This window comes from Oryzifoliimicrobium ureilyticum (assembly GCF_037199735.1).
Classification (GTDB): domain Bacteria; phylum Pseudomonadota; class Alphaproteobacteria; order Rhizobiales; family Rhizobiaceae; genus Rhizobium; species Rhizobium ureilyticus.
Window position 1 is genome coordinate 37,805 of sequence record NZ_JBBBVQ010000025.1, and the last position, 25,958, is coordinate 63,762.

At 55.8% G+C, this 25,958-nt stretch carries 27 protein-coding genes; 13 read left to right on the forward strand and 14 right to left on the reverse strand.

Translation table 11 applies throughout. From position 1 onward, the window contains the following. Positions 1-305: 305 nt before the first annotated feature. The 7 genes from VQ830_RS24770 to VQ830_RS24800 all read right to left on the reverse strand — a co-directional run bounded on the left by VQ830_RS24770 (position 306) and on the right by VQ830_RS24800 (position 10,127). The gene (locus tag VQ830_RS24770) at positions 306-737 is read right to left on the reverse strand and encodes a DUF983 domain-containing protein (RefSeq protein ID WP_337270837.1); all 432 of its coding nucleotides are present in this window, start codon (positions 735-737) and stop codon (positions 306-308) included. A 67-nt stretch (positions 738-804) separates the two neighbouring features. Beyond that, positions 805-3,153, reverse strand: a complete 2,349-nt coding sequence (gene rnr, locus VQ830_RS24775; protein ID WP_337270838.1) for a ribonuclease R — start codon at positions 3,151-3,153, stop codon at positions 805-807. A gap of 2 nt (positions 3,154-3,155) precedes the next feature. Next, entirely contained in the window at positions 3,156-5,813 is a 2,658-nt protein-coding gene (topA, locus tag VQ830_RS24780) for a type I DNA topoisomerase (protein ID WP_337270839.1), read from the reverse strand. Positions 5,814-6,028: 215 nt separating this feature from the next. Beyond that, a complete protein-coding gene (gene dprA, locus VQ830_RS24785; RefSeq protein ID WP_337270840.1) occupies positions 6,029-7,180 on the reverse strand; it encodes a DNA-processing protein DprA in 1,152 nt (383 codons plus the stop codon). Next, the gene (plsY, locus tag VQ830_RS24790) at positions 7,181-7,801 is read right to left on the reverse strand and encodes a glycerol-3-phosphate 1-O-acyltransferase PlsY (protein WP_337270841.1); all 621 of its coding nucleotides are present in this window, start codon (positions 7,799-7,801) and stop codon (positions 7,181-7,183) included. Between the two features lie 80 nt (positions 7,802-7,881). Further along, the gene (locus VQ830_RS24795) at positions 7,882-9,174 is read right to left on the reverse strand and encodes a dihydroorotase (RefSeq protein ID WP_337270842.1); all 1,293 of its coding nucleotides are present in this window, start codon (positions 9,172-9,174) and stop codon (positions 7,882-7,884) included. Then, a complete protein-coding gene (locus tag VQ830_RS24800) occupies positions 9,171-10,127 on the reverse strand; it encodes an aspartate carbamoyltransferase catalytic subunit (RefSeq protein ID WP_337270843.1) in 957 nt (318 codons plus the stop codon). Before VQ830_RS24800 ends, VQ830_RS24795 begins: the two co-directional genes overlap by 4 nt. 180 nt (positions 10,128-10,307) lie before the next feature. On the opposite strand from VQ830_RS24800, the gene VQ830_RS24805 reads away from it, so the two are divergent. The 4 genes from VQ830_RS24805 (at position 10,308) to VQ830_RS24820 (ending at position 13,385) form a co-directional block, all read left to right on the forward strand. Continuing rightward, positions 10,308-11,957: an acyl-CoA dehydrogenase family protein gene (locus VQ830_RS24805; protein WP_337270844.1), complete on the forward strand. Its 1,650-nt coding sequence runs from the start codon at positions 10,308-10,310 to the stop codon at positions 11,955-11,957. 131 nt (positions 11,958-12,088) lie between these two features. Beyond that, a complete protein-coding gene (locus tag VQ830_RS24810; protein WP_337270845.1) occupies positions 12,089-12,748 on the forward strand; it encodes a TetR/AcrR family transcriptional regulator in 660 nt (219 codons plus the stop codon). 161 nt (positions 12,749-12,909) lie between these two features. Beyond that, positions 12,910-13,062 (forward strand): hypothetical protein, encoded by a 153-nt coding sequence (locus tag VQ830_RS24815; protein WP_337270846.1) that lies wholly within the window; start codon positions 12,910-12,912, stop codon positions 13,060-13,062. After that, positions 13,059-13,385, forward strand: coding sequence for a DUF6105 family protein (locus VQ830_RS24820; RefSeq protein WP_337270847.1), 327 nt, complete (start codon positions 13,059-13,061; stop codon positions 13,383-13,385). Before VQ830_RS24815 ends, VQ830_RS24820 begins: the two co-directional genes overlap by 4 nt. Here the strand turns inward: VQ830_RS24820 and ruvX are convergent. Next, positions 13,328-13,816 carry a Holliday junction resolvase RuvX gene (gene ruvX, locus VQ830_RS24825; protein WP_337270848.1) on the reverse strand — a complete coding sequence of 163 codons (489 nt, stop codon included), beginning with the start codon at positions 13,814-13,816 and terminating at the stop codon, positions 13,328-13,330. The genes VQ830_RS24820 and ruvX overlap by 58 nt on opposite strands. A 113-nt stretch (positions 13,817-13,929) precedes the next feature. Here ruvX and VQ830_RS24830 point away from each other — a divergent pair, with 113 nt between their 5' ends. From VQ830_RS24830 to VQ830_RS24870, 9 genes are all read left to right on the forward strand, one after another. After that, a complete protein-coding gene (locus VQ830_RS24830; protein WP_337270849.1) occupies positions 13,930-14,634 on the forward strand; it encodes a metal-dependent hydrolase in 705 nt (234 codons plus the stop codon). 70 nt (positions 14,635-14,704) lie between these two features. Next, positions 14,705-14,992, forward strand: a complete 288-nt coding sequence (gene gatC, locus VQ830_RS24835) for an Asp-tRNA(Asn)/Glu-tRNA(Gln) amidotransferase subunit GatC (protein ID WP_337270850.1) — start codon at positions 14,705-14,707, stop codon at positions 14,990-14,992. Between the two features lie 48 nt (positions 14,993-15,040). Continuing rightward, on the forward strand, positions 15,041-16,522 hold the full coding sequence (gene gatA, locus VQ830_RS24840) for an Asp-tRNA(Asn)/Glu-tRNA(Gln) amidotransferase subunit GatA (RefSeq protein WP_337270851.1): 1,482 nt from the start codon (positions 15,041-15,043) through the stop codon (positions 16,520-16,522). A gap of 240 nt (positions 16,523-16,762) precedes the next feature. After that, a complete protein-coding gene (locus VQ830_RS24845; protein WP_337270852.1) occupies positions 16,763-17,272 on the forward strand; it encodes a GNAT family N-acetyltransferase in 510 nt (169 codons plus the stop codon). A 77-nt stretch (positions 17,273-17,349) separates the two neighbouring features. Beyond that, positions 17,350-18,852 (forward strand): Asp-tRNA(Asn)/Glu-tRNA(Gln) amidotransferase subunit GatB, encoded by a 1,503-nt coding sequence (gatB, locus tag VQ830_RS24850; RefSeq protein WP_337270853.1) that lies wholly within the window; start codon positions 17,350-17,352, stop codon positions 18,850-18,852. Between the two features lie 42 nt (positions 18,853-18,894). Next, complete coding sequence (locus VQ830_RS24855; protein WP_337270854.1) at positions 18,895-19,395, forward strand: GNAT family N-acetyltransferase; 501 nt, start codon at positions 18,895-18,897, stop codon at positions 19,393-19,395. Next, a complete protein-coding gene (locus VQ830_RS24860; RefSeq protein WP_337270855.1) occupies positions 19,392-19,862 on the forward strand; it encodes a GNAT family N-acetyltransferase in 471 nt (156 codons plus the stop codon). The genes VQ830_RS24855 and VQ830_RS24860 overlap by 4 nt, the downstream gene beginning before the upstream one ends. Before the next feature lie 105 nt (positions 19,863-19,967). Further along, a complete protein-coding gene (locus tag VQ830_RS24865; protein WP_337270856.1) occupies positions 19,968-20,366 on the forward strand; it encodes an NADH:ubiquinone oxidoreductase subunit NDUFA12 in 399 nt (132 codons plus the stop codon). Between the two features lie 122 nt (positions 20,367-20,488). Beyond that, positions 20,489-20,911, forward strand: a complete 423-nt coding sequence (locus VQ830_RS24870) for a DUF2155 domain-containing protein (protein ID WP_337270857.1) — start codon at positions 20,489-20,491, stop codon at positions 20,909-20,911. A 71-nt stretch (positions 20,912-20,982) separates the two neighbouring features. Here VQ830_RS24870 and VQ830_RS24875 read toward each other — a convergent pair whose 3' ends face one another. From VQ830_RS24875 to VQ830_RS24900, 6 genes are all read right to left on the reverse strand, one after another. Then, a complete protein-coding gene (locus tag VQ830_RS24875; protein ID WP_438618658.1) occupies positions 20,983-21,912 on the reverse strand; it encodes a DUF2167 domain-containing protein in 930 nt (309 codons plus the stop codon). Positions 21,913-22,072: 160 nt separating this feature from the next. Further along, positions 22,073-22,687, reverse strand: a complete 615-nt coding sequence (gene aat, locus VQ830_RS24880) for a leucyl/phenylalanyl-tRNA--protein transferase (protein ID WP_337270858.1) — start codon at positions 22,685-22,687, stop codon at positions 22,073-22,075. Between the two features lie 7 nt (positions 22,688-22,694). Then, complete coding sequence (gene accC / locus VQ830_RS24885) at positions 22,695-24,047, reverse strand: acetyl-CoA carboxylase biotin carboxylase subunit (protein ID WP_337270859.1); 1,353 nt, start codon at positions 24,045-24,047, stop codon at positions 22,695-22,697. A 10-nt stretch (positions 24,048-24,057) separates the two neighbouring features. Beyond that, positions 24,058-24,540, reverse strand: a complete 483-nt coding sequence (gene accB / locus VQ830_RS24890) for an acetyl-CoA carboxylase biotin carboxyl carrier protein (protein WP_337270860.1) — start codon at positions 24,538-24,540, stop codon at positions 24,058-24,060. Between the two features lie 22 nt (positions 24,541-24,562). Further along, positions 24,563-25,000 carry a type II 3-dehydroquinate dehydratase gene (gene aroQ / locus VQ830_RS24895; protein WP_337270861.1) on the reverse strand — a complete coding sequence of 146 codons (438 nt, stop codon included), beginning with the start codon at positions 24,998-25,000 and terminating at the stop codon, positions 24,563-24,565. A gap of 129 nt (positions 25,001-25,129) precedes the next feature. Further along, a complete protein-coding gene (locus VQ830_RS24900) occupies positions 25,130-25,888 on the reverse strand; it encodes a DsbA family protein (protein ID WP_337270862.1) in 759 nt (252 codons plus the stop codon). Positions 25,889-25,958 lie beyond the last annotated feature (70 nt).

Consider the following 25,958-nt stretch of genomic DNA (forward strand, 5'->3'; position numbering starts at 1 on the left):
CAAGTGGCAAGGACTTGCCGCGCACTATACCCCAATTATGTCGTCAAGGTGAAAGCCGGGGAATCTTCTATGACGGCAAGAGCTTCCTGCTCTACTGCGAGCCTCTACGACTATATCTTGACGGCGGATCATGTCGATGCCGCAAGTAGCTCCATTCCGTCTCAAAATGTCGGTTGGAATACTCGTTCGAGCTAACGTCCCTCTTTCATCTCCATTAGCATGGACGACAGAAAGGAGCGTGTGCGGTCAGAAGTCCTCGTCCTCAGAGTATCAAGGCGAAGGCGGCGCGTCGATAGCGCCGCTGCCTAAGGATGTTCAGGCTGCTCTTCGATGCCGCTGAAACCGTGCATTCGGAGTGCCCACTGCAAGCCGATGACAGCGCCCTTGATTGGCTGGATGGATAAGAGGGCGACAACAATGGTCACCGGCGTCCAGAGAGCAAATGTCGCCAAAAGCGAGAGCGGCATAATCTGGTCCTGCGCCATGTAGCCGCCGATAACCACGTGTCCCAGGACGAGAATGACGAGATAGGGGGGCAGATCGTCGGCCCGTTGATGATGCATCGCCTCCCCACAATGGGCGCAGCTGTCCACCGGCTTCAGAAAGGCCTTGAACAATCGACCTTCCCCGCAGGATGGACATCTGCAAAAAAGGCCGCGTCTGATCGATTGCCACAAAGGTCTTTCAGCTTTCGGTGCTTCGCCAAAACGCAAATTGCTGCTCACCGGCTTATCCATTGTCTTCCTACCTTGCCGCAAACGCGGACCGTTCGACGCCGTTTGACGATCGCGAACCAAACGTAGCTTAGCGCCGTCCTCTTGGCGGGCGTGTGCCAGCCTTTTTGCGCGCTCTCGCTGCATCTCGCCTGCCGGCTTTGTGGAATGATCTTGTCGCAGCTGGCATCGATCTGCCTTCGCTGACCATCTCAAACCGCAAAGCGCCTGCGAGCGGGATTGCCTCCGCCAACCGGACCGTGACGCTATCTCCTAGCCGATAGCCGAGCCCTGACTTTTCGCCGGTCAAGGCCTGATGAGCTTCGTCATAGATGAAATAATCGCTGCCTAAGGTAGATATAGGAATGAATCCATCGGCGCCATAGTCAGGAAGCGCGACGAAAAGTCCTGCTTTTGTGACTCCTGACACGCGTCCGTCAAATTGCTCACCGATTCTGCCAGCGAGATGATGGGCAATCAACCGGTCGACGGTTTCCCGCTCAGCTGCCATGGCGCGGCGCTCGAAAGTTGAAATCTCAGCTGCGATGTCGTCAAGTTTGGCTTCTTCATCCGGCGTAATACCGCCTTCTCCAAAACCTAGTGAGCCAACAAGCGCCCTATGAACGATCAAGTCAGCATAGCGGCGAATAGGCGAGGTAAAATGCGCGTAGCGGATAAGGTTCAGTCCAAAGTGGCCGATGTTCTCCGAGCTGTAAATCGCCTGGCTTTGAGATCTGAGAACCATCTCGTTGACCATAGTCTGATACGGCGTCCCTTCTGCCTTCGACAGGATGCCGTTGAAGTTGTTAGCGCGCAGGTTGCCGTGCGAAAGCGCAATGCTAAGCGTCGCTAGAAACTCTCTCAGCACTTCCTGCTTTGCCAAAGAAGGACCGTCATGGATGCGGTAAACCAATGGCTGGCGCTTCTTTTCCAGGGTTTCTGCAGCCGAGACATTCGCCTGAATCATCATTTCTTCGATAAGCTTATGGGCATCAAGGCGCGCCGGCACATAGACGCGATCGACAGTTCCATCAGCCTTCAGCAGGATCTTGCGTTCCGGCATATCGAGCTCGAGCGGTTGGCGCTTATCGCGTCCCCGTTTGATGATGCCATATGCCTTCCACAGCGGCTTGAGGATCGACTCAAGAATAAGGCCAGTCTTATCGTCGGGGTTGCCATCGATTGCTGCCTGAGCCTGCTGATAAGACAGCTTGGCAGAACTCTTCATCATGATGCGATGGAAGGTATGGCTGACCTTGCGTCCTTCTGCAGAAAAGGTCATGCGCACGGCAAGCGCCGGTCGCTCGACACCTTCGCGCAGCGAGCAAAGATCGTTTGAAATGCGTTCGGGCAACATAGGAACGACCCGATCGGGGAAATACACCGAGTTTCCGCGCTTCAGTGCTTCGCGGTCCAAAGGCGAATTCGGACGCACGTACCAGGACACATCAGCGATAGCCACCGTGACGATAACGCCGCCCTTATTGTCTTCTGAGGGGTCTTCTTCTGCAAAAACCGCATCGTCATGATCCTTGGCGTCCGCCGGATCGATCGTCACGAGCGGCACATCGCGCCAATCCTCTCGGTGCGCCATCGTTGCCGGCTTTGCCGCATCGGCTTCGGCAAGAACGGTTTGTGGGAAAATGTGAGGAATTCCATGCGCATAAATTGCGATCATGGAAATTGCCTTTTCCGATGCCACGGATCCTATGGCGGACAGAACGCGCGCCCGCGGCAGCCCAAAGCGACCGCCTCGTGCCACTTCAACCTCGACAAGGTCGCCATCATGCGCCTCACCGATATCTTCCGGGCCAACGGCCATTTCCTCGCCGCGACGCTCGATCGGCATCAGGCGTCCGGCTCCGCCGGGCATAGATCTGAATACGCCGAGGCTTGCGCCTTTTCGTTTGTCGATAAGCTTGATGATGCGCGCCGTGTAAGCCGGACCACTCCGGTCGCTTGAAGCGAAGATTTTCGCGAGAATGCGATCACCGAGACCCGCGACCGGGACTTTGCCACGACCGTTATTGTCACTGGATTGGCGGATCGAGACAGCAGGCGCCGCTCCTTGATCGTCAGGCCATTCGGCAGGACGGCCGATCAGCCCGCCGTCGCTATCCCTTGTGGTGATATCGAGCACCGTGACCGGCGGCAGCGCGCCGGGTCGGGTGAGAGATTTCCGGTTTTTCCGGAGAAGGCCTTCCTCCTCGAGGTCGCGCAGCAGGTCTTTCAACTCGATGCGAGCCTCGCCCTTCAGGCCGAAGGCTTTCGCGATCTCGCGCTTTGACGCCTGCTGAGGATGCTCTGCGATGAACCGGAGAAGAACATCACGCGGCGGCACGGCGCCGTGGATGATTTTGCTTTCGTCAGTCGCGGGCTTTGTCCCCGCACGCCCAGACCGTTCGGATGACTTCGTGTTTGGACGCGGGGACTTGCTCACAATCAGCTCTTCTTTGTCTTCGTTGACTTGGTCGCGCTGGCCTTTGCCGGCTTGGCTTTTGTCGTCTTCTTTTTTGCGCTGGCCTCGTCACCGCTTGATGTGGTCTTCGCCTTAGATTTGGCCTTCGTCTTGCTCGGCTGTCCGCCTTTTGCGGCAATCAGTGCGAGCGCTTCTTCCAATGTGATAGCGCCAGGCTCGCTTCCCTTCGGAAGGGTCGCATTGACTTTGCCCCAATTCACATAGGGGCCGTATCGGCCGTCGCGCACGGTAATGGCTCCGCCATCGGGATGTTGGCCAAGTTCCTTGAGCGCGGCAGGCGTTGCTCTCGTGCGCCCGCCTGGTCCCTTATTGGCCTTTTCCGCGATCAGAGTGACAGCTCTGTTGAGGCCAATCGAAAAGACGTCTTCAACGCTTTCCAAGTTGGCATAGCTGCCGTCATGCAGCAGGAAGGGACCGTACCGTCCGATCCCCGACGAAATCATCTTGCCGGTCTCCGGATGCTTTCCGATGTCGCGCGGCAACGAGATAAGGGCCATGGCCTTTTCGTAATCGATATCTTCAGGCTTCCAGCCCTTTGGCAAGGAAGCGCGTTTGGCTTCTTTTCCATCCCCGCGCTGGACATAGGGGCCAAATCGGCCGGTGCGCAACGTAAGTTCTTCGCCGGTATTGGGATCGGCGCCAAGGGCTTTTGGCTCATTGAGCGCAGCGGCGCCTTCTGCGTCTGCGCCTTCCGACGAGAGTTGACGGGTGTAATTGCACTCAGGGTAGTTCGAGCAGCCGACGAAGGCGCCGTACTTGCCAAGTTTCAACGAAAGCTTGCCGGTACCGCAGACTTGGCAAATCCTCGGGTCTCCACCGTCTTCGCGGATTGGGAACACCAGGGGCGCAAGGGATTCGTTAAGGGAATCGAGCACGTTGGTTACACGTAACTCTTTGGTATCCTCGATTTGGGCAAAGAAATCCTGCCAGAAGTCACGGAGAACCTGCTTCCAGTTCAGTTCGCCGGCAGAAATGCGGTCGAGTTTCTCTTCAAGGTCAGCGGTGAAGTCGTACTCGACATATTTGGTAAAAAAGCTCTCTAGGAATGCCGTGACCAGACGGCCCTTCGGCTGCGGCGTCAGCTTGCGCTTGTCGATGGTGACATAGTCACGGTCCCGCAAGGTGGCAAGCGTCGCTGCATAGGTCGATGGCCGACCGATGCCGAGCTCTTCCATCTTCTTGATCAGCGAGGCTTCCGAGTAGCGCGGCGGCGGTTCGGTAAAATGCTGGCTCGCGTTGATCTTTTCCTTAGCGAGTTTCTCGCGGGCATTAATCTGCGGCAGACGACCTTCGTCATCGCCGTCTTCGGCTGGCTCGCCTTCTTCGCGTTGATCGGTGTAAGCCGCAATGAAACCGTCAAAGCGAATGACGGAACCCACAGCACGAAGCCCAGCCTTCTGACCGTTATTGTCGGCCGTGATCTCGACAGTGGTGCGTTCGATTTCAGCCGAAGCCATCTGGCTCGCAATACCGCGCTTCCAAATCAACTCGTAGAGCCTGATCTGGTCGGCATCGAGGAATTTCCGGACGCTATCGGGCGTGCGATTGAAATCCGTCGGGCGGATCGCTTCGTGAGCTTCTTGGGCATTCTTTGCTTTGGTCGAGTAAAAACGCGGTTTTTCAGGCAGGTAACGACTGCCAAACTGCTGTCCAATAGCATGACGGGCGGCATCGATCGCTTCTGGAGCCATCTGCACACCGTCGGTACGCATATAGGTGATAAGACCAGCCGTTTCGCCGCCGATATCGACGCCTTCATACAGTTTTTGCGCAATTTGCATTGTTCGCGATGCGGAAAAGCCGAGCTTCGATGAAGCTGCCTGCTGCAGTGTCGATGTTGTGAAAGGCGGTGAGGGGTTCCGCTTGACGGGCTTTGCCTCAACCGAATCCACAACGTAGCTCGCGCCTTCAAGCAGAGTCTTTAGACGCTGCGCCTCTTCTCCGGTTGCAACGGAGCGGGGTTGAAGACGCTTGCCATCGGCCGATACAAGTCGCGCTTCGAAGCTCTCATGGCGCGGTGTGTTCAAGAGCGCAGAGATATTCCAATATTCTTCCGAGACGAAACGCTCAATCTCGGACTCGCGGTCGCAGACCAGACGCAGCGCTACCGACTGCACACGGCCGGCAGAGCGCGCACCAGGCAGCTTGCGCCATAAGACCGGCGAGAGATTGAAGCCCACGAGATAATCAAGAGCGCGTCTTGCAAGATAGGCGTCTACCAGCGCGACATCGATATCGCGTGGTTCTGCCATCGCGTCGAGCACGGCCTTCTTGGTGATTGCATTGAACACAACGCGTTTAACCGGCTTGCCATTGATCAACTTCTTCTTCTTCAGAAGGTCCAGGACATGCCAGGAAATTGCCTCTCCCTCGCGATCCGGGTCGGTTGCAAGGATAAGGCCGTCTGAGTTCTTCATCGCATCCGCGATGTCTTTCATGTGCTTGGCGGAGGAGGAATCGACCTCCCAAACCATCTCGAAATCCGAGTCTGGAAGGACGGAACCATCTTTCGCCGGCAAGTCACGCACATGACCGAACGAAGCCAGGACCTTGTATCCGCTACCGAGATACTTGTTGATCGTCTTGGCCTTCGCAGGCGATTCTACCACGACTACATTCATTATGATTCTCTGAAATTAAACATCGCCGGCCTAAATGCTGGCGGATGGCGGGACGCGACCCGGCAAGTCATATTTCGAAATGGACAGACAATTGCCCGCGGTCAAGTGTTTTCAGGGATTTTGTCCTCGTCTATTTCCGGCGATCCCATAGGGATCGAATGTTTTTTAGTGAGCACGTCGCTCCTTTTGCCACACAGATTGCAGCTTCGTTTTTCTCAGTCGGTCCCCATGGACATGGACACCAAGCCTCCCTCATGACGATGGAGTCTTCCCGCCATGTCAAGCTCGAGAAGGACGAGATAAACAGAAGATGCCGTCAAACCAGTATGGCGAATAATGTCATCAACCTCGACCGGCGTTGTTCCCAGTGCCGTGACGATACGGTCCCGGTCGCTGTCATCTGGCAGAGAGGAAATAGGTCGAGATGTCGGTTCCGATTCCTTGGCGACGGTCTGGCGGAAGAGATCGGGTTCGGCCATGGGTGCCAACGCTTCTGTCACGTCTTCCGGCGCCGTCACAATGATGGCTCCGTCTTTTAGCAGAAGATTTGTACCGCCGGCTCTTGGATCAAGTGGCGATCCGGGAACTGCAAACACAAGACGTCCATTCTCGCCGGCCAGACGAGCGCTGATCAGCGAGCCGGAACGGGTTGCCGCCTCAACGACAACGAGCCCGAGACCGATGCCGGCGATCAGACGATTGCGCCGCGGAAAATCTCGAGCGCGTGGTTCCCAGCCGAATGGCATTTCGCTGATCGCAACGCCATTGCCGTTCCAGATCTCATGAAGAAGCGGAATGTTTTCAGGAGGGTAGGGTCTGTCAAGGCCGCCGGCAATCACTGCAATTGTGCCTGTAGCAAGACTGGCTCGATGTGCTGCAGTGTCGATGCCGCGGGCAAGGCCTGATATAATAGTATAACCGCTACGACCACAGTGCTGGGCAACCATGGCGGCAAGTTTCATCCCGCTTATCGATGCATTACGTGCCCCCACGATAGCAACGGCTGGATGACGTAATACGCCCGGATCGCCCTTAATCGCAAGCAGCGGGGGCGCTCCGTGAATGGCCCGCAAGACGTGTGGATAATCCGGTTCGCCGATCCCGATGAAACGCGCTCCAAATCGCTCTGCGATCTCAAGTTCACGCAGCGCTTCGGCCTCACTGGCAACACGAATAGGGCGAGTGCCTCCGCCGCGGGCAGAAAGTTCTGGAAGCACAGCAAGCGCTGTCTCAGCGGAACCGAATTGATTGATCAGGTCACGAAAGGTCGCCGGGCCGACATTGTCTGAGCGGATCAGCCGCAACCAAGCGATCTTCTGCTTCTCTGTCAGCGCAATTCCCTTTGGTCTTGCGCTCAAAAGCGGCATTTACCCCTTGGCTCCAATCTTACTTTCCGTTCCGTTCAACAGGCGTGCAATGTTCGCGCTATGCTTGACATAAGAAATTACCGACATCACCGCCAGAACGGCCGCAACCTTTTCCTCCCCCAGTATCCACAAGGTAACTGGAATTACAAGCATTGCGAGTAGCGCCGACAGGGACGAATAGCGTGTGATGAAGGCGGTAGCGAGCCAAATGACGGCGAAGGCAAGCATCATCAGCGGCGCGACACCTAATAGCGTACCAATATAGGTTGCAACACCCTTGCCGCCCCTGAAGCCGAGCCAGACAGGATAAAGGTGGCCGATGAAGGCAAAGAAGCCGGCAATCAATCCGGCTTCATGGCCAAAGAAGTAAGAAACGGCCCACGCAGCCACCGAGGCTTTCAAAGCGTCGAGGAGAAGCGTCGCGGCCGCAAGTTTCTTATTTCCTGTCCGCAGCACATTGGTCGCGCCAATATTGCCGGATCCTATTTTACGGACATCGCCCAGGCCCGCTGCTTTAGTCAGGATGAGGCCGAAAGGGATCGAGCCGAGCAGGTAGCCGATTGCCGCCGCAAGAAGCGCGATCGGCAGCGTGAGCTGCCAGTTAGTCAGATCCGAAATCATGTCCCCTCCCACTCCGCCTTTGTCGACGGACGATCCCAAGCAGGCGTCGTTCCACTTGTTTGTACGGCAATTTTGATCGTTCAGTCCAGGTCGTGAACCAGGACGCCCCCAACATAAGTCGAAACGCACCTGCCGCTGAAACGGGCATCCTCAAACGGCGTATTCTTAGAACGCGACAGCAGCATATCCTTTGCCACGATCCATGGATGCTCCAGGTCAATCAAGCAGATATCGGCTGCCGCACCCGGCTGCAAGGTACCGGCAGGCAAGTCGAATATGCGCGCCGGCCTTGTCGACATGGCATCAATCAGACGCATCAGGCTGACTTCGCCGCTATGATAGAGGCGAAGCGCTGCCGAAAGCATGGTTTCAAGCCCTACTGCACCATCGGCCGCCTCGGCGAAGGGCAGGCGTTTCGTATCGACATCCTGCGGATTATGAGAGGAGACGATGATGTCGATCTCGCCCTTCGCAAGAGCCTGCACCATGGCGACGCGATCATCTTCGCCGCGCAGCGGCGGGTAGAGTTTGAAGAATGTCCTGTATTCGCCGATGTCATTTTCATTCAGCGAAAGATTGTTGATCGAGATGCCGCAGGTCACCTGTGCGCCGCGTTGTCGCGCAAGGTTAATTGCTTCGACCGATTCCGGCACAGAGATCATGGCGGCGTGATAGTGCCCGTGTGTCAGGCCGGCGACACGAAGATCGCGCTCCAGCGGAATGAGTTCGGCTTCCTTGGGAATACCGCCCAATCCCAGCCAGCTCGCGAACAAACCTTCATTCATGACGCCAGATGCGCCAAGATAACGGTCACGGGTTTCGCAGGCGATGACCGCTCCGAATTCCCTGCCATAGGTCATGACACGACGCAGGACCTGCGTGTCGCGCAGGCTCCTGGATCCATCGGTAAAAGCAACGGCGCCTGCCTCCTTCAGAAGGCCGATTTCCGTCATTTCTTCGCCGGCCAACCCCTTGGTAATAGCGCCGGCTGGATAGACACGAACAGTGGCCTTGTCGTGTGCCGTTTTCTTGACGAATTCAACGAGCGCGATGTCGTCAATCACCGGATCCGTATCCGGCATCATGATCATCGATGTCACGCCACCAGCCGCTGCCGCACGGCTTGCCGAAGCAATCGTTTCTCGATGTTCTCCGCCCGGTTCGCCAATATGCACGCGCGCGTCTACCAGACCAGGAACGGCGACAAGGCCCGTCCCATCTCGTAAAGCCGCGTCGGCGGGTAGACCCTGATTCAGGGCTCCAGCCCCTGCGGCGGCTATTTTTCCATCGACAATCACGATCGCGCCGACCTCGTCGAGATCCCGCGATGGGTCGATGATCCGAACATTCTGAAGAACGGCAGGCTTTGTCATGCGCTCAATCCTTCGGTGCGCGGACCCTGGTTTTGAGAGACGAGCAGGGTTTCCATGACGGCCATTCGCACGGCCACGCCCATTTCGACCTGCTCTGCGATCACACTTTGCGGACCGTCGGCAACTTCCGAGGCAATCTCAACGCCGCGGTTCATCGGGCCTGGATGCATCACGAGCGCATCGTCCTTGGCCGCTTTCAGTGTTTCGGCATCGAGGCCGTAGAAGTGGTAATACTCGCGTACCGATGGCACGAATGCTCCGGACATCCGTTCGCGCTGCAGACGCAGCATCATGACGACGTCTGCATCTTTCAGGCCTTCCTTCATCGAATGAAAGACTTCAACGCCCATCTGCGCGATACCGGCCGGCAGAAGGGTCGCGGGCGCGACAACACGCACACGCGCTCCCATTGCATTCAAAAGCAGGATGTTTGAGCGCGCGACTCGCGAATGCAGAACATCTCCACAGATAGCGACGATGATCCGGGAAAGCCGGCCCTTGGCGCGCCGGATCGTCAGCGCGTCGAGAAGTGCCTGGGTCGGATGTTCATGCTGCCCGTCTCCCGCGTTGACAACCGAACAGGAGACCTTCTGCGCTAAAAGTGCAGCTGCGCCGGCGCTGGAATGTCGGATGACCAGAACATCCGGTCGCATGGCGTTCAGCGTCATCGCCGTGTCGATCAGGGTCTCGCCCTTTTTCACGGAGGAATTGCTGACCGACATGTTCATGACATCGGCGCCTAGCCTTTTGCCGGCAAGTTCGAAAGACGATTGGGTCCGGGTGGAGGCTTCGAAAAACAGATTGATCTGCGTAAGGCCTCTCAGCGTCGAGGTCTTTTTCTCTCTCTGCCGACTGATTTTGACGGCTTCGTCCGCCTTGTCGAGCAGGTAGGCGATATCCTGCTCGGTCAGGCCTTTGATGCCGATGAGGTGGCGATGCGGAAAGAAGACCATGGCCCTGCCTCTCATTGATACTGGCGGCTCTATAAAGAGTGCGGGACATGGGGGCAAGCGCACCCTTCAAGCAAACACCGATGTCCCCATGCAATTCGTCGCACAATCGGTTAGGACTCGAACGGGGAAAGGATCAACTTCCCATTTCCCTTTGCACGGCTCTTGCAATAGAAGCGATTCATGACACCCGCCGAAGACAAATTTGCCGAACTTAATCAGCCGAGCCTCTGGTCCGGCATCAACGCCTATCGCTCGGATCCGTTGATCGTCGATCTGACGGGAACCTTGCCGCGCCCTATCCGAGACGAGCTTGAGGGGATCGGTCGATATGTCACTTCGGCTGAAGCGCAGGAATTGGCGCGGATGGCAAATCAGGGCGTTCCGCAGCTACGCACGCATGGTCCGCGCGGCGAGCGTCTGGACGTTGTTGAATTTCATCCCGCCTGGCATGCGTTAATGCGCCGCTCGGTTTCAATCGGTCTGCATTCTTCCGTCTGGGACCCGCAGGCCGACGTGGAGGCTAAAGACCAGGCGCATAAAGTCAGGGCTGCGCGCTTTTATCTAACGTCGCAACTCGAATGCGGGCATCTTTGCCCGCTGACGATGACGAACGCTTCAGTGGCTGCCCTGTCTGTGGCGCCCTCTGTGCAAAAGGACTGGGCGCCCAAGATCCTGTCGCGCAAGTATGACTCGTCCAATAAGCCTGCCATGCAAAAAAGCGGCGTGACCATTGGCATGGGCATGACGGAAAAGCAGGGCGGTACAGATGTTCGCGCCAATACGACCTCCGCTGAAAAAGTGAGTGACGGCATCTATCGCCTGTCGGGACACAAGTGGTTCATGTCGGCGCCCATGAGCGATGCATTTGTGATGCTTGCTCAGACCAAGGACGGTATGGGTTGCTTCCTTGTACCCCGCCTTCTTGAAGATGGCTCTGCCAATGGACTTCAATTCCAGCGCCTGAAGGACAAGATCGGCAATCGATCAAACGCGTCCTCGGAAGTCGAATTCAGCGACACCTTCGGTTTTCTCCTAGGTGCGCCTGACGCCGGCATTCGCACCATCCTCGATATGGTGACGTTGACGCGTCTTGATTGTGCGCTTGCCTCATCGGGCATCATGCGCGCCTCGTTGGCCGAGGCTGTCCATCATACGCGGGGTCGCAGCGTTTTTGGGAAAATGCTCGTCAATCAGCCGATCATGACGCGTGTCCTTGCAGACATGGCGCTCGATGTGGCGGCGGCAACGGCTCTATCCTTCCGTCTTGCCGATGCTTTCGATCGCGCCCGCAGCAGCCCCGAAGAAGCGGCTTATGCGCGGGTCATGACGCCAGTCGCGAAGTACTGGTGCTGCAAAATTGCGCCCGCCCTAATCTACGAAGCCATGGAATGCATTGGCGGCAGTGGTTACATCGAAGAGCGCCCGATTGCACGGCATTACCGGGAAGCACCGGTTAACGCGATTTGGGAAGGCTCCGGCAATGTGATGGCGCTCGATGCCTTGCGTGTTCTGTCACGCGGCAAAGATCTTTTTGAAACGGTGTTTAGCGGCTTGGCGCGGGATCTCGGTCCAGCGGGCAAGAAGACGATCGACGTACTTCGCGCGGCCACCGCTTTGTGCGAACGCGACGAGGGGGCCGCTCGGCTTCTCGTAGAGCAGCTGGCCCTGGCTGCTGCCGCTGCCGAGCTCTATCGGCTGGGGGCAGGGCGGATCGCGGATGCCTTCATAGAAAGTCGTCTGGCCGGTGGCTGGCGCTCTACTTACGGCATGCTCGATTCGCGCTTCGATGCCGGTTACATCGTCGATCTTCTCTATCCTGCATCAGCTTAAGGGCTAATCTGCGTCGGAAACGATCTTTTGCGGGCCTGTCTCGGGGCTTTTCCCCAGACTTTGTCGAAATCTCTATTGTCGCGCATGTGTGGCTTGTTTACCCCTCAGGTAAGACCAGCTGGACATCGCCGATGTTAACAGATCCTTCCGGCCATGCAGCCGCTTCCCAGCCCTCGGGCGAGGCCGATAAACGTGTTCGTGATCGGCCACGCACGGAGAAATCTATTCTTGAAGCTGGCAAGATGCTACTTGCCGAGGAGGGCTTCCAAAATTTCGGCATCAACGCGGTTGCAAGACGCGCAGGCTGCGACAAGCAATTGATCTACCGCTATTATGGCGGTCTTGATGGTCTTGTAGAGGCAATCGGTGCCGATCTTGGAAATTGGGTCAAGGAACGCATTCCCGAAGATACCGGGGGAATGTTTCTACTCACCTATGGCGATCTGATGGAGCGGCTTGCGCTATTGCTGCTAAGGGCTCTGCGTGATGATCCTTTGATGCGGCGTATTCTCGCCTGGGAGATCTCTGAAGAAAATGCCCAGGTAAAACGGCTATCCGAGGCCCGGTCCAAAGCTTTGGTGCAATGGCTAGACCGGATGCGTGGCACTCTGGCCGTGCCAAAGGGCATCGATACGGTTTCCATAAACGCGGTTATCATATCGGCCATTCAGCATCTTGCTCTGTCTCATGCAGCAGGGGGCCAATGCGCCGGACTTTCGCTCAAAACGAACCGTGATTGGGATAAGGCCGAAGGCGCACTCAAAAGAATAGTGCGCGGCGTGTACGGCTGAAATATTCCGAAGCATTCCGCCGCTGGCCGTCGGAGACCTTCAATTGCGTCACGCAAAGGCCATGCTGTTAACCTTAACAAATGGTTTACGTTGCACCGTGGTGGTTAACGAGCAAAGGTGCGTTAACTAAGCATTTACCATGCAATGACGGCGCGCTGAGAATGAAGATAGCTTTTTTGATGATTGCAACAATGTTCTTCTCTGCATTGGCGTTGGACCTGTGCGCGCCCGTGGTGGTGCTAAGCCTGATGGCGCTCTCGATCGAGTTGGTCAACAGCTTGCCAGAGCGCGGCGGAAAGGCGACAACGGCATGAAATGGTTCTTAATTTTCTGGGCTGGCCCCATTATCTTCCTCGGAAGCTGGTATTGGCTGTCGTATTACGACATGAGTTTCGGGATCTTCATGTTCTCGCGTCAGGTTCATGATCTGACGTTCGATCTCTATGGGAAGATGCTGGGCCTGCCGCCGGCTGATATTCCAGCGCTCGTTGCTCGGGCGATTGTCGTTGACAGTCTTATTGTCTTCTCGCTCCTTGCATTCCGACGCCGCGCGAAGATTTTGGCGTGGTGGAGGACCCGTCAGGTATCGAAAGTCGACGACCGGGAAAGGGCTGCAAGCCTGTCCAAGGCGCCCTGAAGAATGAAGCTTGCCGCTGCCGAATCAATTCTTTCGGCTCGCTTGGCACGTGATACATCCATCTCCAAAAGGGCGCGTTCGGCGGCAACGGTGGACAGTCTCTCATCCCAGTAAACGAACGGAATCTGGGTCTTGGGCTCCATATTGCGAACAAAGGCACGTGTCGCCTGAACCCGTGGTCCGGAACTCCCGTCCATATTGACGGGGAGCCCGATGATAAAGGCTGCCACTTTTTCCTTAAGTGCGAAGGCAAGCAACGCTTCGGCATCCGCTGTAAATTTTGTGCGCTTCAGGACAGGGCGCGGAGAGGACAACCGTCGTCCGAGATCAGACATCGCCAGTCCGATCGTTTTCGTTCCAAGATCAAGACCTGCAATTGCCTGACCGGGCTGCAGAAGGCTAGCTAGTTCCTCAATCGTTACGACACTCATACCCAAACCGTCATATTAAAGTGATAGCGAAGCGCTTTCCTTCGCAAGGTCTTCGTTTATGTCGATACCGACTTATATCGTCCACCACAGTTTCAAAAAATAAGGAGAATGCGATGAAACTTACTTGGCTGGGTCACGCCGCTTTTCGCATCGAGACAGGCAATGCGACGATTTTGATGGATCCGTTCCTGACGCATAATGCCTCCTTTTCAGGGCAGGACAAAAAAGATGTCGCAAAGGGCGTGACGCACATCCTGTTGACGCACGGTCATGGCGACCATGTTGGCGATACAATCGAGTTGGCGAAAGAAACCGGTGCCGTGGTATTGGCAAATGCCGATCTGGCAACCTGGCTCGGGAAAAAGGGTGTGGAAAAGATTGAGATGGGCAACACTGGAGGCACGGTGTCGTTCGGAAGCTTTTCGGCAACCTTCACCAACGCCTTGCACTCTTCGGCCCAGATCACGGAAGACGGCGTTTCGCATGCCCTCGGCAACCCGAACGGTTTGATGTTGCACTTCGAGGGGGAAGCCAGCCTCCTACATATGGGCGATACAGATATCTTCTCCGATATGGCTCTGATTAACGAATTGCACCAGCCGGATATTGGCCTCGTCCCTGTCGGAGATCGCTTTACGATGGGCGGTGCCGTTGCTGCGCTTGCCTGCCGTCGCTACTTCAACTTCAAGACGGCAATTCCTTGCCATTATGGCACCTTCCCGATCATTGATCAGACGGCGGACAAGTTCATCGCCGGCATGGAAGGCGCTGAGACGCAGGTGAAGGCGCCGAAGCCAGGCGAGACCGTCTCGCTCTGACGCGAAAGCCCGTTGCGCAAGGCGGACATGGTCTTTATAGCGGGGACTATCAACTTACCCGGAGAAGACTATGTCCGTCGATCTTGCCACTGTGAAACGCGTTGCGCGTCTTGCTCGAATAGCCGTTACCGAGGACGAGGCTGGCCGGATGGTGGGTGAATTGAACGGCATCCTCGGTTTCGTCGAACAACTTTCTGAAGTCGATGTCGAGGGTGTCGAGGCAATGACCTCCGTTACGCCCATGGAGATGAAGAAGCGCCAGGACCAGGTGACGGATGGTAATAAAGCCGAAGACATCGTCGCCAATGCGCCCGTCACCGACCATAACTTCTTCCTGGTGCCGAAGGTCGTTGAGTAAGATCTCCGACTTGCGCCTGCTGTCCTCTTTGACGATTTGAGAAATAAGATGAGCGAACTCACCAGCCTGACCATTGCCGAAGCCCGCGCCAAGCTGCGCAGCAAGGACATCACCGCCGTCGAATTGACGGAGGCTTATCTCGGTGCGATCGAGGCTGCCAATGAACAGATCAACGCCTACATCAAGGTGACGCCCGATATCGCCCGCACAATGGCCAAAGCGTCCGACCAGCGCATTGCGGGCGGAAAGGCCGGTGATCTTGAGGGAATACCGCTTGGCATCAAGGATCTCTTCGCGACTGTTGGCGTTCATACGCAGGCCTGCAGCCACATCCTCGACGGCTTCGAACCACGTTACGAATCGACCGTAACGCAGAATTTATGGGACGACGGCGCCGTCATGCTCGGCAAACTCAACATGGATGAGTTTGCTATGGGGTCGTCGAACGAGACGTCATATTATGGGCCGGTCATCAATCCCTGGCGGGCGCAGGGCTCCAACCAGCAGCTTGTCCCGGGGGGGTCATCGGGTGGCTCGGCCGCAGCCGTTGCTGCGCATCTTTGCGCTGGCGCAACGGCGACGGACACCGGCGGCTCCATTAGACAGCCGGCTGCCTTCACGGGTACAGTTGGCATCAAGCCGACTTATGGTCGCTGCTCACGCTACGGCACCGTTGCTTTTGCCTCTTCGTTGGACCAGGCCGGGCCCATTGCACGTGATGTTCGCGATGCCGCAATCCTGCTGAAGTCGATGGCAAGCGTCGATGCGAAGGATACCACCTCTGCGGATTTGCCTGTGCCTGACTACGAGGCCGCCATCGGTGGATCGCTGAAGGGTATGAAGATCGGAATTCCGAAGGAATATCGCGTCGATGGCATGCCGCAGGAGATTGACGACGTCTGGCAACGCGGCATTGCCTGGTTGAAGGACGCTGGCGCGGAAATCGTCGATATTTCCCTTCCGCACACCAAATATGCCCTGCCTGCCTATTATATCGTTGCGCCGGCTGAAGCGTCTTCGAACCTTGCCCGCTATGACGGCGTTCGCTACGGCCTGCGCGTTGATGGCAAAGACATAGTCGACATGTATGAAAAGACCCGAGCTGAAGGATTTGGCAAGGAAGTAAAGCGTCGAATCATGATCGGCACTTACGTGCTCTCGGCCGGCTACTATGACGCCTATTACATTAAGGCGCAGAAGGTACGCACGCTGATCAAGCGCGACTTTGAGACTGTCTTTGCCGCAGGCGTGGACGCCATTCTCACGCCGGCTACACCATCGTCGGCCTTTGGTGTCGCGGATGAAGATCTCGCCTCCGATCCCGTCAAGATGTACCTCAACGACATCTTTACGGTCACCGTGAACATGGCCGGCCTTCCGGGCATTGCTGTTCCAGCCGGGCTCGATCAGAAGGGTCTTCCGCTTGGCCTACAATTGATCGGCAAACCGTTCGATGAAGAAACGCTGTTCAAGACGGCCTTCGTTATAGAGCAAGCAGCCGGCAAATTTACACCGTCGAAATGGTGGTAATCTGCTGAAGTCAAACCAGATGCGGCGCCTTTTGAGGCGCCGTTTCTTTTTGGTCGAGGCGGTTTGCGCCCCGATCGTTCGACGCCAGCGCCATAGCTTGACAAGGCCTGTTGCCTATGACCTCCTGAGTGAGGAGATCAGGGTTCTTCTTGATTATGTGTCTTCCAGTTTCCGCCTCCGCGCTAATGGCTTCAACACAGAAATCGTGGGCGCGCTCTGCATTCGATGAGGTAGTCGCGATTGATCGGTATTCGTCCTGCAAGGGAAGACGATGCGCAGCTTGTCGCTGAGATAGGAATGCGCGCCTGGCGCCGGGCGATCGAAGCCATTGGCGAAACGGAAGCTATGGCGAAGGCTGCCCGCGATGCATTCGACGTTTTCGCCGCCGATGGCTGGCGCACGATTACCGTGGTGGAAGATGCAGGACAGATCGTTGGCTGGGCGGCACGACAGACGCAGGATGCGACCATTTCAGATTTCTGGATCGAGCCAGGATTTTTTCGCCAAGGTTACGGCTCCCTCCTGCTGCACAGAATTGAGGCCGATATCGCTGCGCAAGGCTTCGACAGCGCTTTGATCGACACCCACTCGGGCAACGAGCGCGCCATCGCTTTTTTCAAAAAGCATGGATATGCGATCCATGCGTTGACCGTAGCTTATAATCCGGCACTTGATCGGGACGTTCCGACAGTGAGCCTGTCTAAAAATCTCGCCGGTAGCGAGAGCGATCTTTACACCGGGAATGGCTGAGCGCTGAAAGTCTTGCGCCATCAGGTCATTTCCTTTACCTGACGATTTAAAGAAACAGCCCTTCGTAAGAGCATCAGATGACTATTGTCGACGTCCGCACGCCCGATCCGAAACGCTTTATTGCTGGTGCTACCGGTGACTGGGAGGTCATCGTCGGCATGGAGGTCCATGCGCAAGTTCTTTCCAATTCGAAGCTCTTTTCGGGAGCGTCTACCGAGTTTGGAAAGCCACCGAACGCCAATGTCTCGTTGGTGGATGCGGCGATGCCCGGTATGCTTCCGGTGATCAACGAAGAGTGTGTCAAGCAGGCCGTGAGAACGGGTCTTGGCTTGAAAGCACAGATCAACAATCGCTCCGTGTTCGATCGTAAGAACTATTTCTATCCTGACCTTCCGCAGGGCTACCAGATCTCGCAATATAAGGATCCGATCGTCGGCGAAGGCAAGATCATCATCTCTCTAGGCCCGGACCGGCAGGGTCAGTTCGAAGATATCGAAATCGGGATCGAACGTCTGCACCTTGAGCAGGACGCTGGTAAGTCGATGCACGACCAGCATCCGACAATGTCTTATGTCGATCTCAATAGATCGGGCGTGGCATTGATGGAAATCGTGTCGAAGCCCGACATGCGCTCGTCGGACGAAGCCAAAGCCTATATGACGAAACTTCGTTCGATCGTTCGCTATCTCGGCACATGCGACGGCAACATGGACGAAGGTTCCATGCGCGCCGACGTCAACGTATCGGTTCGCCGGCCAGGCGAGGCTTTCGGTACGCGCTGCGAGATTAAGAACGTCAACTCTATCCGCTTTATCGGTCAGGCCATTGAATACGAAGCACGCCGACAGATCGGCATTCTTGAGGATGGCGGCACCATCGATCAGGAAACGCGTCTGTTTGATCCGGTCAAAGGCGAGACGCGTTCGATGCGGTCCAAGGAAGATGCACATGATTACCGCTACTTCCCTGACCCCGATCTCCTGCCGCTGGAGTTTGACGACGCCTTTGTCGCAGAGTTGAAGGTGGATCTTCCGGAATTGCCGGATGACAAGAAAGAGCGCTTCGTGCGTGAGCTCGGCCTGTCCGTATACGACGCGTCTGTCCTGGTTTCTGAAAAATCGATTGCCGACTATTTCGAAGCGCTTGCAGAAGGTCGCGATGGGAAAATGGCTGCCAACTGGGTCATCAACGACCTGCTAGGCGCCTTGAACAAATCCGGAAAAACCATTGAAGAGACTCCTGTTTCTCCATCTCAGCTCGGCGCCATCATCGATCTCATCAAGTCGGAAACGATTTCGGGTAAAATTGCCAAGGACCTGTTCGAGATTGTGTGGAACGAAGGCGGCGATCCGGTAGAGATCGTTGACAGCCGCGGCATGAAACAGGTCACAGATACGGGCGCCATTGAAAAGGCGGTCGATGACATCATTGCAGCCAATCCGGATCAGGTTGCAAAGGTGAAGGCGAAGCCGACGCTCGCCGGCTGGTTTGTCGGTCAGGTGATGAAATCAACCGGCGGTAAAGCCAATCCGCAGGCTGTTCAGGCGCTGGTGAAAGCAAAGCTTGGTATTGAGGAATAGGGGACGCTTCCTCCTGGCAATATCTTACAACAGGAGGCGCCTATGGCCTACTTTGTGCGAACCGCAAGCGAACGCGACGTTGAAGCGATTCGTCGCGTCCTTCGCGAAACCTGGCACGCGACTTATGACGCAATCTACGGTCCACAGAAGGTACAAGCGCTGACGTCCGTCTGGCATCAGGCTTCTGCTATTCGTCGCAGCATCGAAAGCAAATCGGGAGAGTTTCTCGTGGCTGACGATGGCCGGCGTCTCGGCGGTGTCGCCTATGCGGCGATGTCCGAAAAAATGGCGAAGACGGCGATCCTCCATCAGCTCTATGTTTTGCCGTCCTGCCAGCGGCAGGGGATTGGGCGGGATCTTTTTGCCGAGCTGGAAAGCTGCTTTCCCGATGCGGAAATCATGAGACTGGAGGTCGCTGAACAAAACGCTGCTGCCGTCAGCTTTTATCTAACGCACGGGTTCACTGAAGTGGACCGGGTTAAGGACGCGGATTTGGCGGAGCTCCTGATCATGGAAAAGCCGCTGAACAGGAGGCACGGATGAGCAGCTTCCTAAATCTGACGATTCGCCCAGCTACCGAGGATGACATCCCGGCTGTCGTCGAACTCTTCGCGGCCGATGAAGTCGGCGGTCACGGTGATACCACCGATGCCGCCGCCTTGCCGGATTACATCGCCGCTTTCGAGCGTATTTCGGCATCCTCTCATGAAACGCTTTATGTTGCGGAGTTGGATGGAACGGTTGCCGGTACATTTCAAACGACGATCACAACCTCTATGACGGGACGCGGGTCGTCATCCATAATCGTGGAGGCGGTCCAGACGCGCGCCGATCTAAGGGGGAGGGGTATAGGTGCAGCGATGATTGCTTATGCCGTTGAAGACGCCAAAAAGCGCGGATTGCGTCTTGTTCAATTGACCTCCAACAAGAAGCGCACGGACGCACATCGGTTTTACGAACGGATCGGTTTTGCGCCTTCTCATCTTGGCTTCAAGATGCGATTGAAATGACGCCGCAGATACCGGGAAAAGCTGGACATTCGCCTCCGGCAGCGGCATAAGCGACTAGATTATCATGCTCAGCCCATGTGTATGGGCTTGCTCCAAGGAAAAGACATGCCAAAGTTCTTGCTGCAAATCCTCACCTGGTGGAACGGCGCAACCATTGGAACGCGCTTTGCGATCTGGCGCTTTGGGAAGCGCGTCGGTGAAGATGAATTTGGAAATGTCTATTACGAGGGACCACTTTCCTCTTACGGTCTGCCGAAGCGCTGGGTTGTCTATAATGGTTATGCAGAGGCGTCAGCGATTCCTCCTGGCTGGCATGGCTGGATGCATCACCGCACCAACGTTCCTCCGAGCCAGGAAAATTACGTAGCTCGCGAGTGGCAGAAGCCCCACAATCCCAACATGACGGGGTCACCCCAGGCTTACCGTCCGCCGGGCTCTGTTGCCGCTCATGGCGAGCGTCCTCGTGTTACGGGCGACTACGACGCGTGGACACCTGGCGCCTGATCATCAAGCAATAAGGGTTTTTCCATCGAGGAAGAAGCTCCCTATTTGGCCACATTTGAACCTTAGGCCGGACAAGCCGCAGTAAGCGGCTGTCCTTTATTTTCTGTCGGAGACGGCTCAATATGAAGCTTTTCGCCATGCGCATCACCGGAATGCTGCTGGTGCTGTGCTCGCCGCTTCTCGCCGGCCAGGCTGCTGCTGCTCGTATCGAGAATAAAGTCGCCGTTTTTTCGGGGCTCGACAAGATTACCGGGCGCATTACGACATTCGATGTTTACGTGAACGAGACGGTACAGTTCGGCGCGCTTCAAGTCACCCCGCGCGCCTGCTACTCGCGCGATCAGTCGGAAGCACAGAAGATAGATGGCTTCGTCGAGGTTGACGAAATTACCCTTGATCGAAAGATCCGGCGTATCTTTACGGGTTGGATGTTTGCCGATAGCCCTGGCCTTAATGCCGTAGAGCATCCCATCTATGACATCTGGCTTAAAGATTGCAAAATGAACTCCGACGTTCCGCCGCCGGATACGGCAAAGGCAAAGTAAGCATCAGCGCGCGGGCGACGCTTTTGATTTGGCCGCAGTCAGCCATGTTTGCCCAAAGGAAAAGGCCCTGGTCAGTCTGTCGGCGTCTTATTGCGTGAGAAGAGACCTTGAAAGAAGCGCATGACGGCGCCGGCCGCCAGCACGACCAACAGCGCGCCTTTCTTGAGAAAGCCCAACGCAACAGCCGCAATTCCCGCCTTAGCAACCAGTTTCGCACCTGCGCCGGCAGCAATCATGCCGGCCATTCCGTAGGCGGCCACCTTATCGCCTTCTGCATAGTCTTCGTAATGCTTATTCTTATCGAATGTCACCAGCTTCGTAACGCTGGGAATGGCGCTCTTAATCTCGTCAAGCTGATCAAGGCCGGCAACGAAATTGAACTGAAACACGCCTTCGCGACCCAATATCCGCGCAGAGTAGTTCAGGACGTGAGCCTCATGACCTCCCTCTCCAAAAATAAGATCGCGAGCCCAATGCAACGTATGATTCTTGATGTCATAAAACGGCGGCGATGCCCAACCCGCCAATCTTATCGGTTCAAAACCTTGTTTGCGCCGTTCGCTATTTGACTCGCTGGTTGCAGTTTTAAGTTGCTCAAGGAGTTCGCTGTAATCGATCGTCTGGGCATCCTTGTCGGAGACATAGCCGTCCGCATTGTATTGAACCACCGAACTCCAGCTGTGATCATCCAAAGGATCGTATCTCGACGGAAAGATCATGCCCAGGACATTGTCCGCAGCGCGTGGCGGGTTGCCCCATAAATCCACAAGGACAGTGCGTGCGTCAGCCGCATTAAGAAAATTGAAGTTTGACGGAATGTTCAACGTAGCGGGCGCGCCCGGCATTTTAATGCTGCCGCGCTGATAATCGAGCCTGTCGAGAATCTTTTGTCCGTCAGACTGATCGGTTTGTCTTGCGGGAAAGGCCTCGTGATACGACATGGCGTAAGATGGCGCATGCAAAAGCAGACCGCCGATCAAGGCGCTCACAAAAAGCCTCAAGACAATATCCCCCGAACATCGAACGACTTTGCCAGCCAAGCCTCAGAAACTGGACGCCAGCTTAGATCACGAGGCACAGCTAAGGCCAGCGAACGCAGCCTCTAGTAGAAAAATACAAGTTCACAACTACCCAAACAAGACAACAAGAGAGCATCTACAGTTAAAAATTGAGATGTGGCGAGGCCATAGCAGCCTCGAGAAGCTCTCGATATTCATCTTTCGGGACATCGATAGCGCCGAAGCTTTTCAAATGTTCAGTCGTAAATTGCGTGTCGAGTAAGGTGAAGCATTGCGACCGCAGACGCTCGACAAGATGTACGAGGCAGATTTTCGACGCGTCCGTCCGGCGTGAAAACATGCTCTCGCCGAAAAATGCGGACCCGAGCGACACGCCATAAAGGCCGCCAACAAGCTCTTCACCCTCCCACGCCTCAACAGAATGGGCATGGTTCATCCTGTGCAAGGATGAGTAGAGCGATCGAATGGTTTTGTTGATCCAGGTGTTTGGGCGATCCGGCGTTTCTGCCGCACAGGCTTCGATCACAGCATCAAAATTGCTGTTGAACTTAATCTCGAACGGTCTCTTCTTCACCGCCTTCGCAAGGCTTCTTGAAATGTGAAAGCCTTCCAGCGGCAAGATCCCGCGCAATTCAGGTTCTACCCAAAAAATTTCGGGATCGTCGGCGGATTCTGCCATTGGAAATAGGCCAATGGCATAGGCGCGCAGCAGAATTTCCGGTGTAATGCCAGAATATCGGCTGCGCTTGCCCGCCATCGTTTGATTATGCCGCTGGCTTTGATTCAGCGAGATACTTTTCCAACCAGTGGATATCATAATCGCCGTTGGCGATATCCTGGTTCTCCACGAGATCCTGGAAAAGCGGTAGGGTTGTCTTGATGCCGTCCACCACGAACTCGTCCAAGGCACGACGCAGACGCATCATGCATTCGACTCGCGTACGACCGAAGACGATCAGCTTCCCGATCAGGCTGTCGTAATATGGCGGGATCTTGTAGCCCTGGTAAGCGCCCGAATCGATACGAACCCCAAGGCCGCCCGGAGCATGAAAATGCGTGATGGTGCCTGGGGAGGGAACGAATGTACGTGCATCTTCAGCGTTGATGCGGCACTCGATAGCGTGGCCCTGGAAGTTGATGTCTTCCTGCCGGACAGACAGACCTCCGCCGGAGGCGACACGGATCTGCTCGTGCACAAGATCGATACCCGTAATGGCTTCGGTGACCGGATGTTCCACCTGCAGACGTGTGTTCATTTCAATGAAATAGAACTCACCATTTTCGTAGAGGAATTCGATGGTCCCTGCGCCGCGATATTTCAGCTTCATCATTGCATCAGCGCAAATTTGACCGATCTTCATCCGCTGCTCGACATTAAGGGCAGGGGAATTTGCTTCTTCCCAAACCTTCTGGTGTCGACGCTGGAGTGAGCAGTCGCGCTCGCCGAGATGCACCGCGTTTCCTGCACCGTCTCCAAAGACTTGGATTTCGATGTGACGCGGCTTGCCGAGATACTTCTCCATATAGACGGCGTCATTACCGAACGCTGCAGCCGCCTCGGTTCTTGCGGTTGACCATGCTTCAATCAGATCGTCTTCGCTCTTGGCCACTTTCATGCCACGGCCACCGCCGCCAGCCGTCGCCTTAATGAGAACGGGATAACCGATCGACGCTGCCGTGCGAAGCGCCTCTTCCTCGGTCTTCACCTCACCATCAGATCCGGGGACGACGGGAATACCGAGCGCCTGGGCCGTGGTTTTTGCCGTGATCTTATCGCCCATGAGGCGAATATGCTCAGCGGTTGGACCAATGAAGGTAATGCCGTGCGCATCGAGAATATCAGCGAATTTGGCATTTTCCGAGAGGAAGCCATAGCCAGGATGAACCGCGTCAGCGCCGGTTATTTCGCAAGCTGCAACGATCTGATGGATATTCAGATAACTGTCGCGCGAAGCCGGAGGGCCAATACATACACTCTCGTCGGCAAGCCGGACATGCATGGCGTCCGCATCTGCGGTCGAATGCACAACAACACACGGGATGCCGAGCTCTTTACAAGCCCGCAAAACGCGAAGCGCAATCTCGCCGCGATTTGCTATGAGGATTTTCGAAATCATTTCGCTAGCCTCAATCGATGACGACGAGCGGTTGACCGAATTCAACCGGCATTCCGTCCTCAACGAGGATTTCCGTTATCTTCCCGGATTTAGGTGCCGGAATCTGGTTCATGGTTTTCATCGCTTCGATGATAACGAGTGTCTGTCCTTCTTTGACGGAGGTACCCACTTCGATGAAGGGACGTGCGCCAGGGGCGGGCGCCATGTAAACAGTGCCAACCATCGGGGCATTGATTGTGTTAGCAGGGTTACGCGCCGGTGCTGCGGCCGCCGCCGAGGCGGCAGTTTGCGCTGCAGCAACAGGGGCAGCAGGAGGCGCATAGGCAGCGGTTGGGATAGGCGCCTGAACATATTGTGTCGGCGCAGAGCGCGAAACACGAATCCGAAGATCCTCTTGTTCGACTTCGATTTCCGTAAGATCGGTATCGTTGAGGATGTTCGCCAGATCGCGGATCAGCGCCTGATCAATACCCGTCTTTTTTTCGTCAGCCATGAGTCTCTGCCCTGTTTTCTTTTTATAAGGTGAGGTTCTTCAGCGCGTTCAGCGCCAATATATAACTATGGACCCCAAACCCGCAGATAACACCCTTGCAGGCAGGTGCAATCATGGATTTGTGGCGAAATTCTTCACGCGCGTGCACATTGGAAATATGAACCTCAACCACTGGTATTGAGATCGCTTTGATAGCGTCGTGTAAAGCAATCGAGGTGTGCGTGTAAGCGCCTGCATTGATGGCGATGCCAATTGCCTTGGCACCTGCTTCGTGGATCCAGTCGATCAGATGGCCTTCATGATTGCTTTGCCTGAAATCGACCGCAAGGCCAAGATCACGTCCGGCAACGGCACATTCGGACTCGACGTCTGCAAGTGTCTTCCCCCCATAAATACCGGGCTCTCTTTTGCCCAGCATGTTCAGGTTTGGTCCGTTGAGGACAAAGATCGTTTGCGACATAGACGGTTCCAGCTCACGCGTGAATGGCCACCTATAGACTCATGGCATGCCGATGGAAAGCCCCCCGAGATGTGGAAGGCCACGGCGCTGAAAGCAGCTGTGCATACAAGGCGCAGTGGCTTGATCTTGTCAGCAGCTCGTCTTTCCGCAACTGCGCATATTCTTGACGCGGGTTTCCAGATCGTCGAACCCAACAGCGCCCTGAACCAGTTCATTGCCGATGACATAAGACGGCGTGCCGGAAATCCCGAGGCTCTGAGCGAGTTCGTATGTCTGCTGAACTGAGGCTGCACCTTTGTCCTTGGCCATTTCCGCCCGCAGGCTTTTTTCGTCGACGCCAAGCGACTTTGCAACGCTCAAGGCCGAATCTTCGTCGGCCCGGCCATCGCTGCCCAAGAGCGCGATATGGAAATCGGCATATTTCTCCGGCGCAAGTGTCTTGAAGGCTTCGGCGACTTTATGCGCGGCAATGGATTCCGGACCGAGAATCGGGAATTCCTTCAATACGAAACGAACATTTTTATCCTTGTCGAGCATAGCCTTCATATCGCTCAGCGCATGGCGGCAATATGTACAGTTATAGTCAAAGAACTCGACGATCGTGACGTCGCCATTCGGGTTGCCCAGAACCGCGTCGTCCTTTGCTTTGAAGATCGCATCATGATTGTCCGCAATCGATTTGTTGGCCTGGAGCAGGCGCGCCTCTTCCTGCTTTTTCTGAAGCGCAGCTTGGACATCAATCATGATTTCCGGATGGTCAATCAAGTACTGGCGAATGAAATCGCCCATTTCCTTCTTCTGTTGGTCGTCCAGCGCGCGGGCTGGCTGAGCAAAGGCAACGCCCGCCGCAACAGCAAGAGCGGTCAGCGTCGTGAAGGATTTGATCATAACGTCCTCGTTTGAAATTTTGAGCGAATAAAGCTGTATAGACGCTTAGACGGCGCCGTAAGTCATGTCT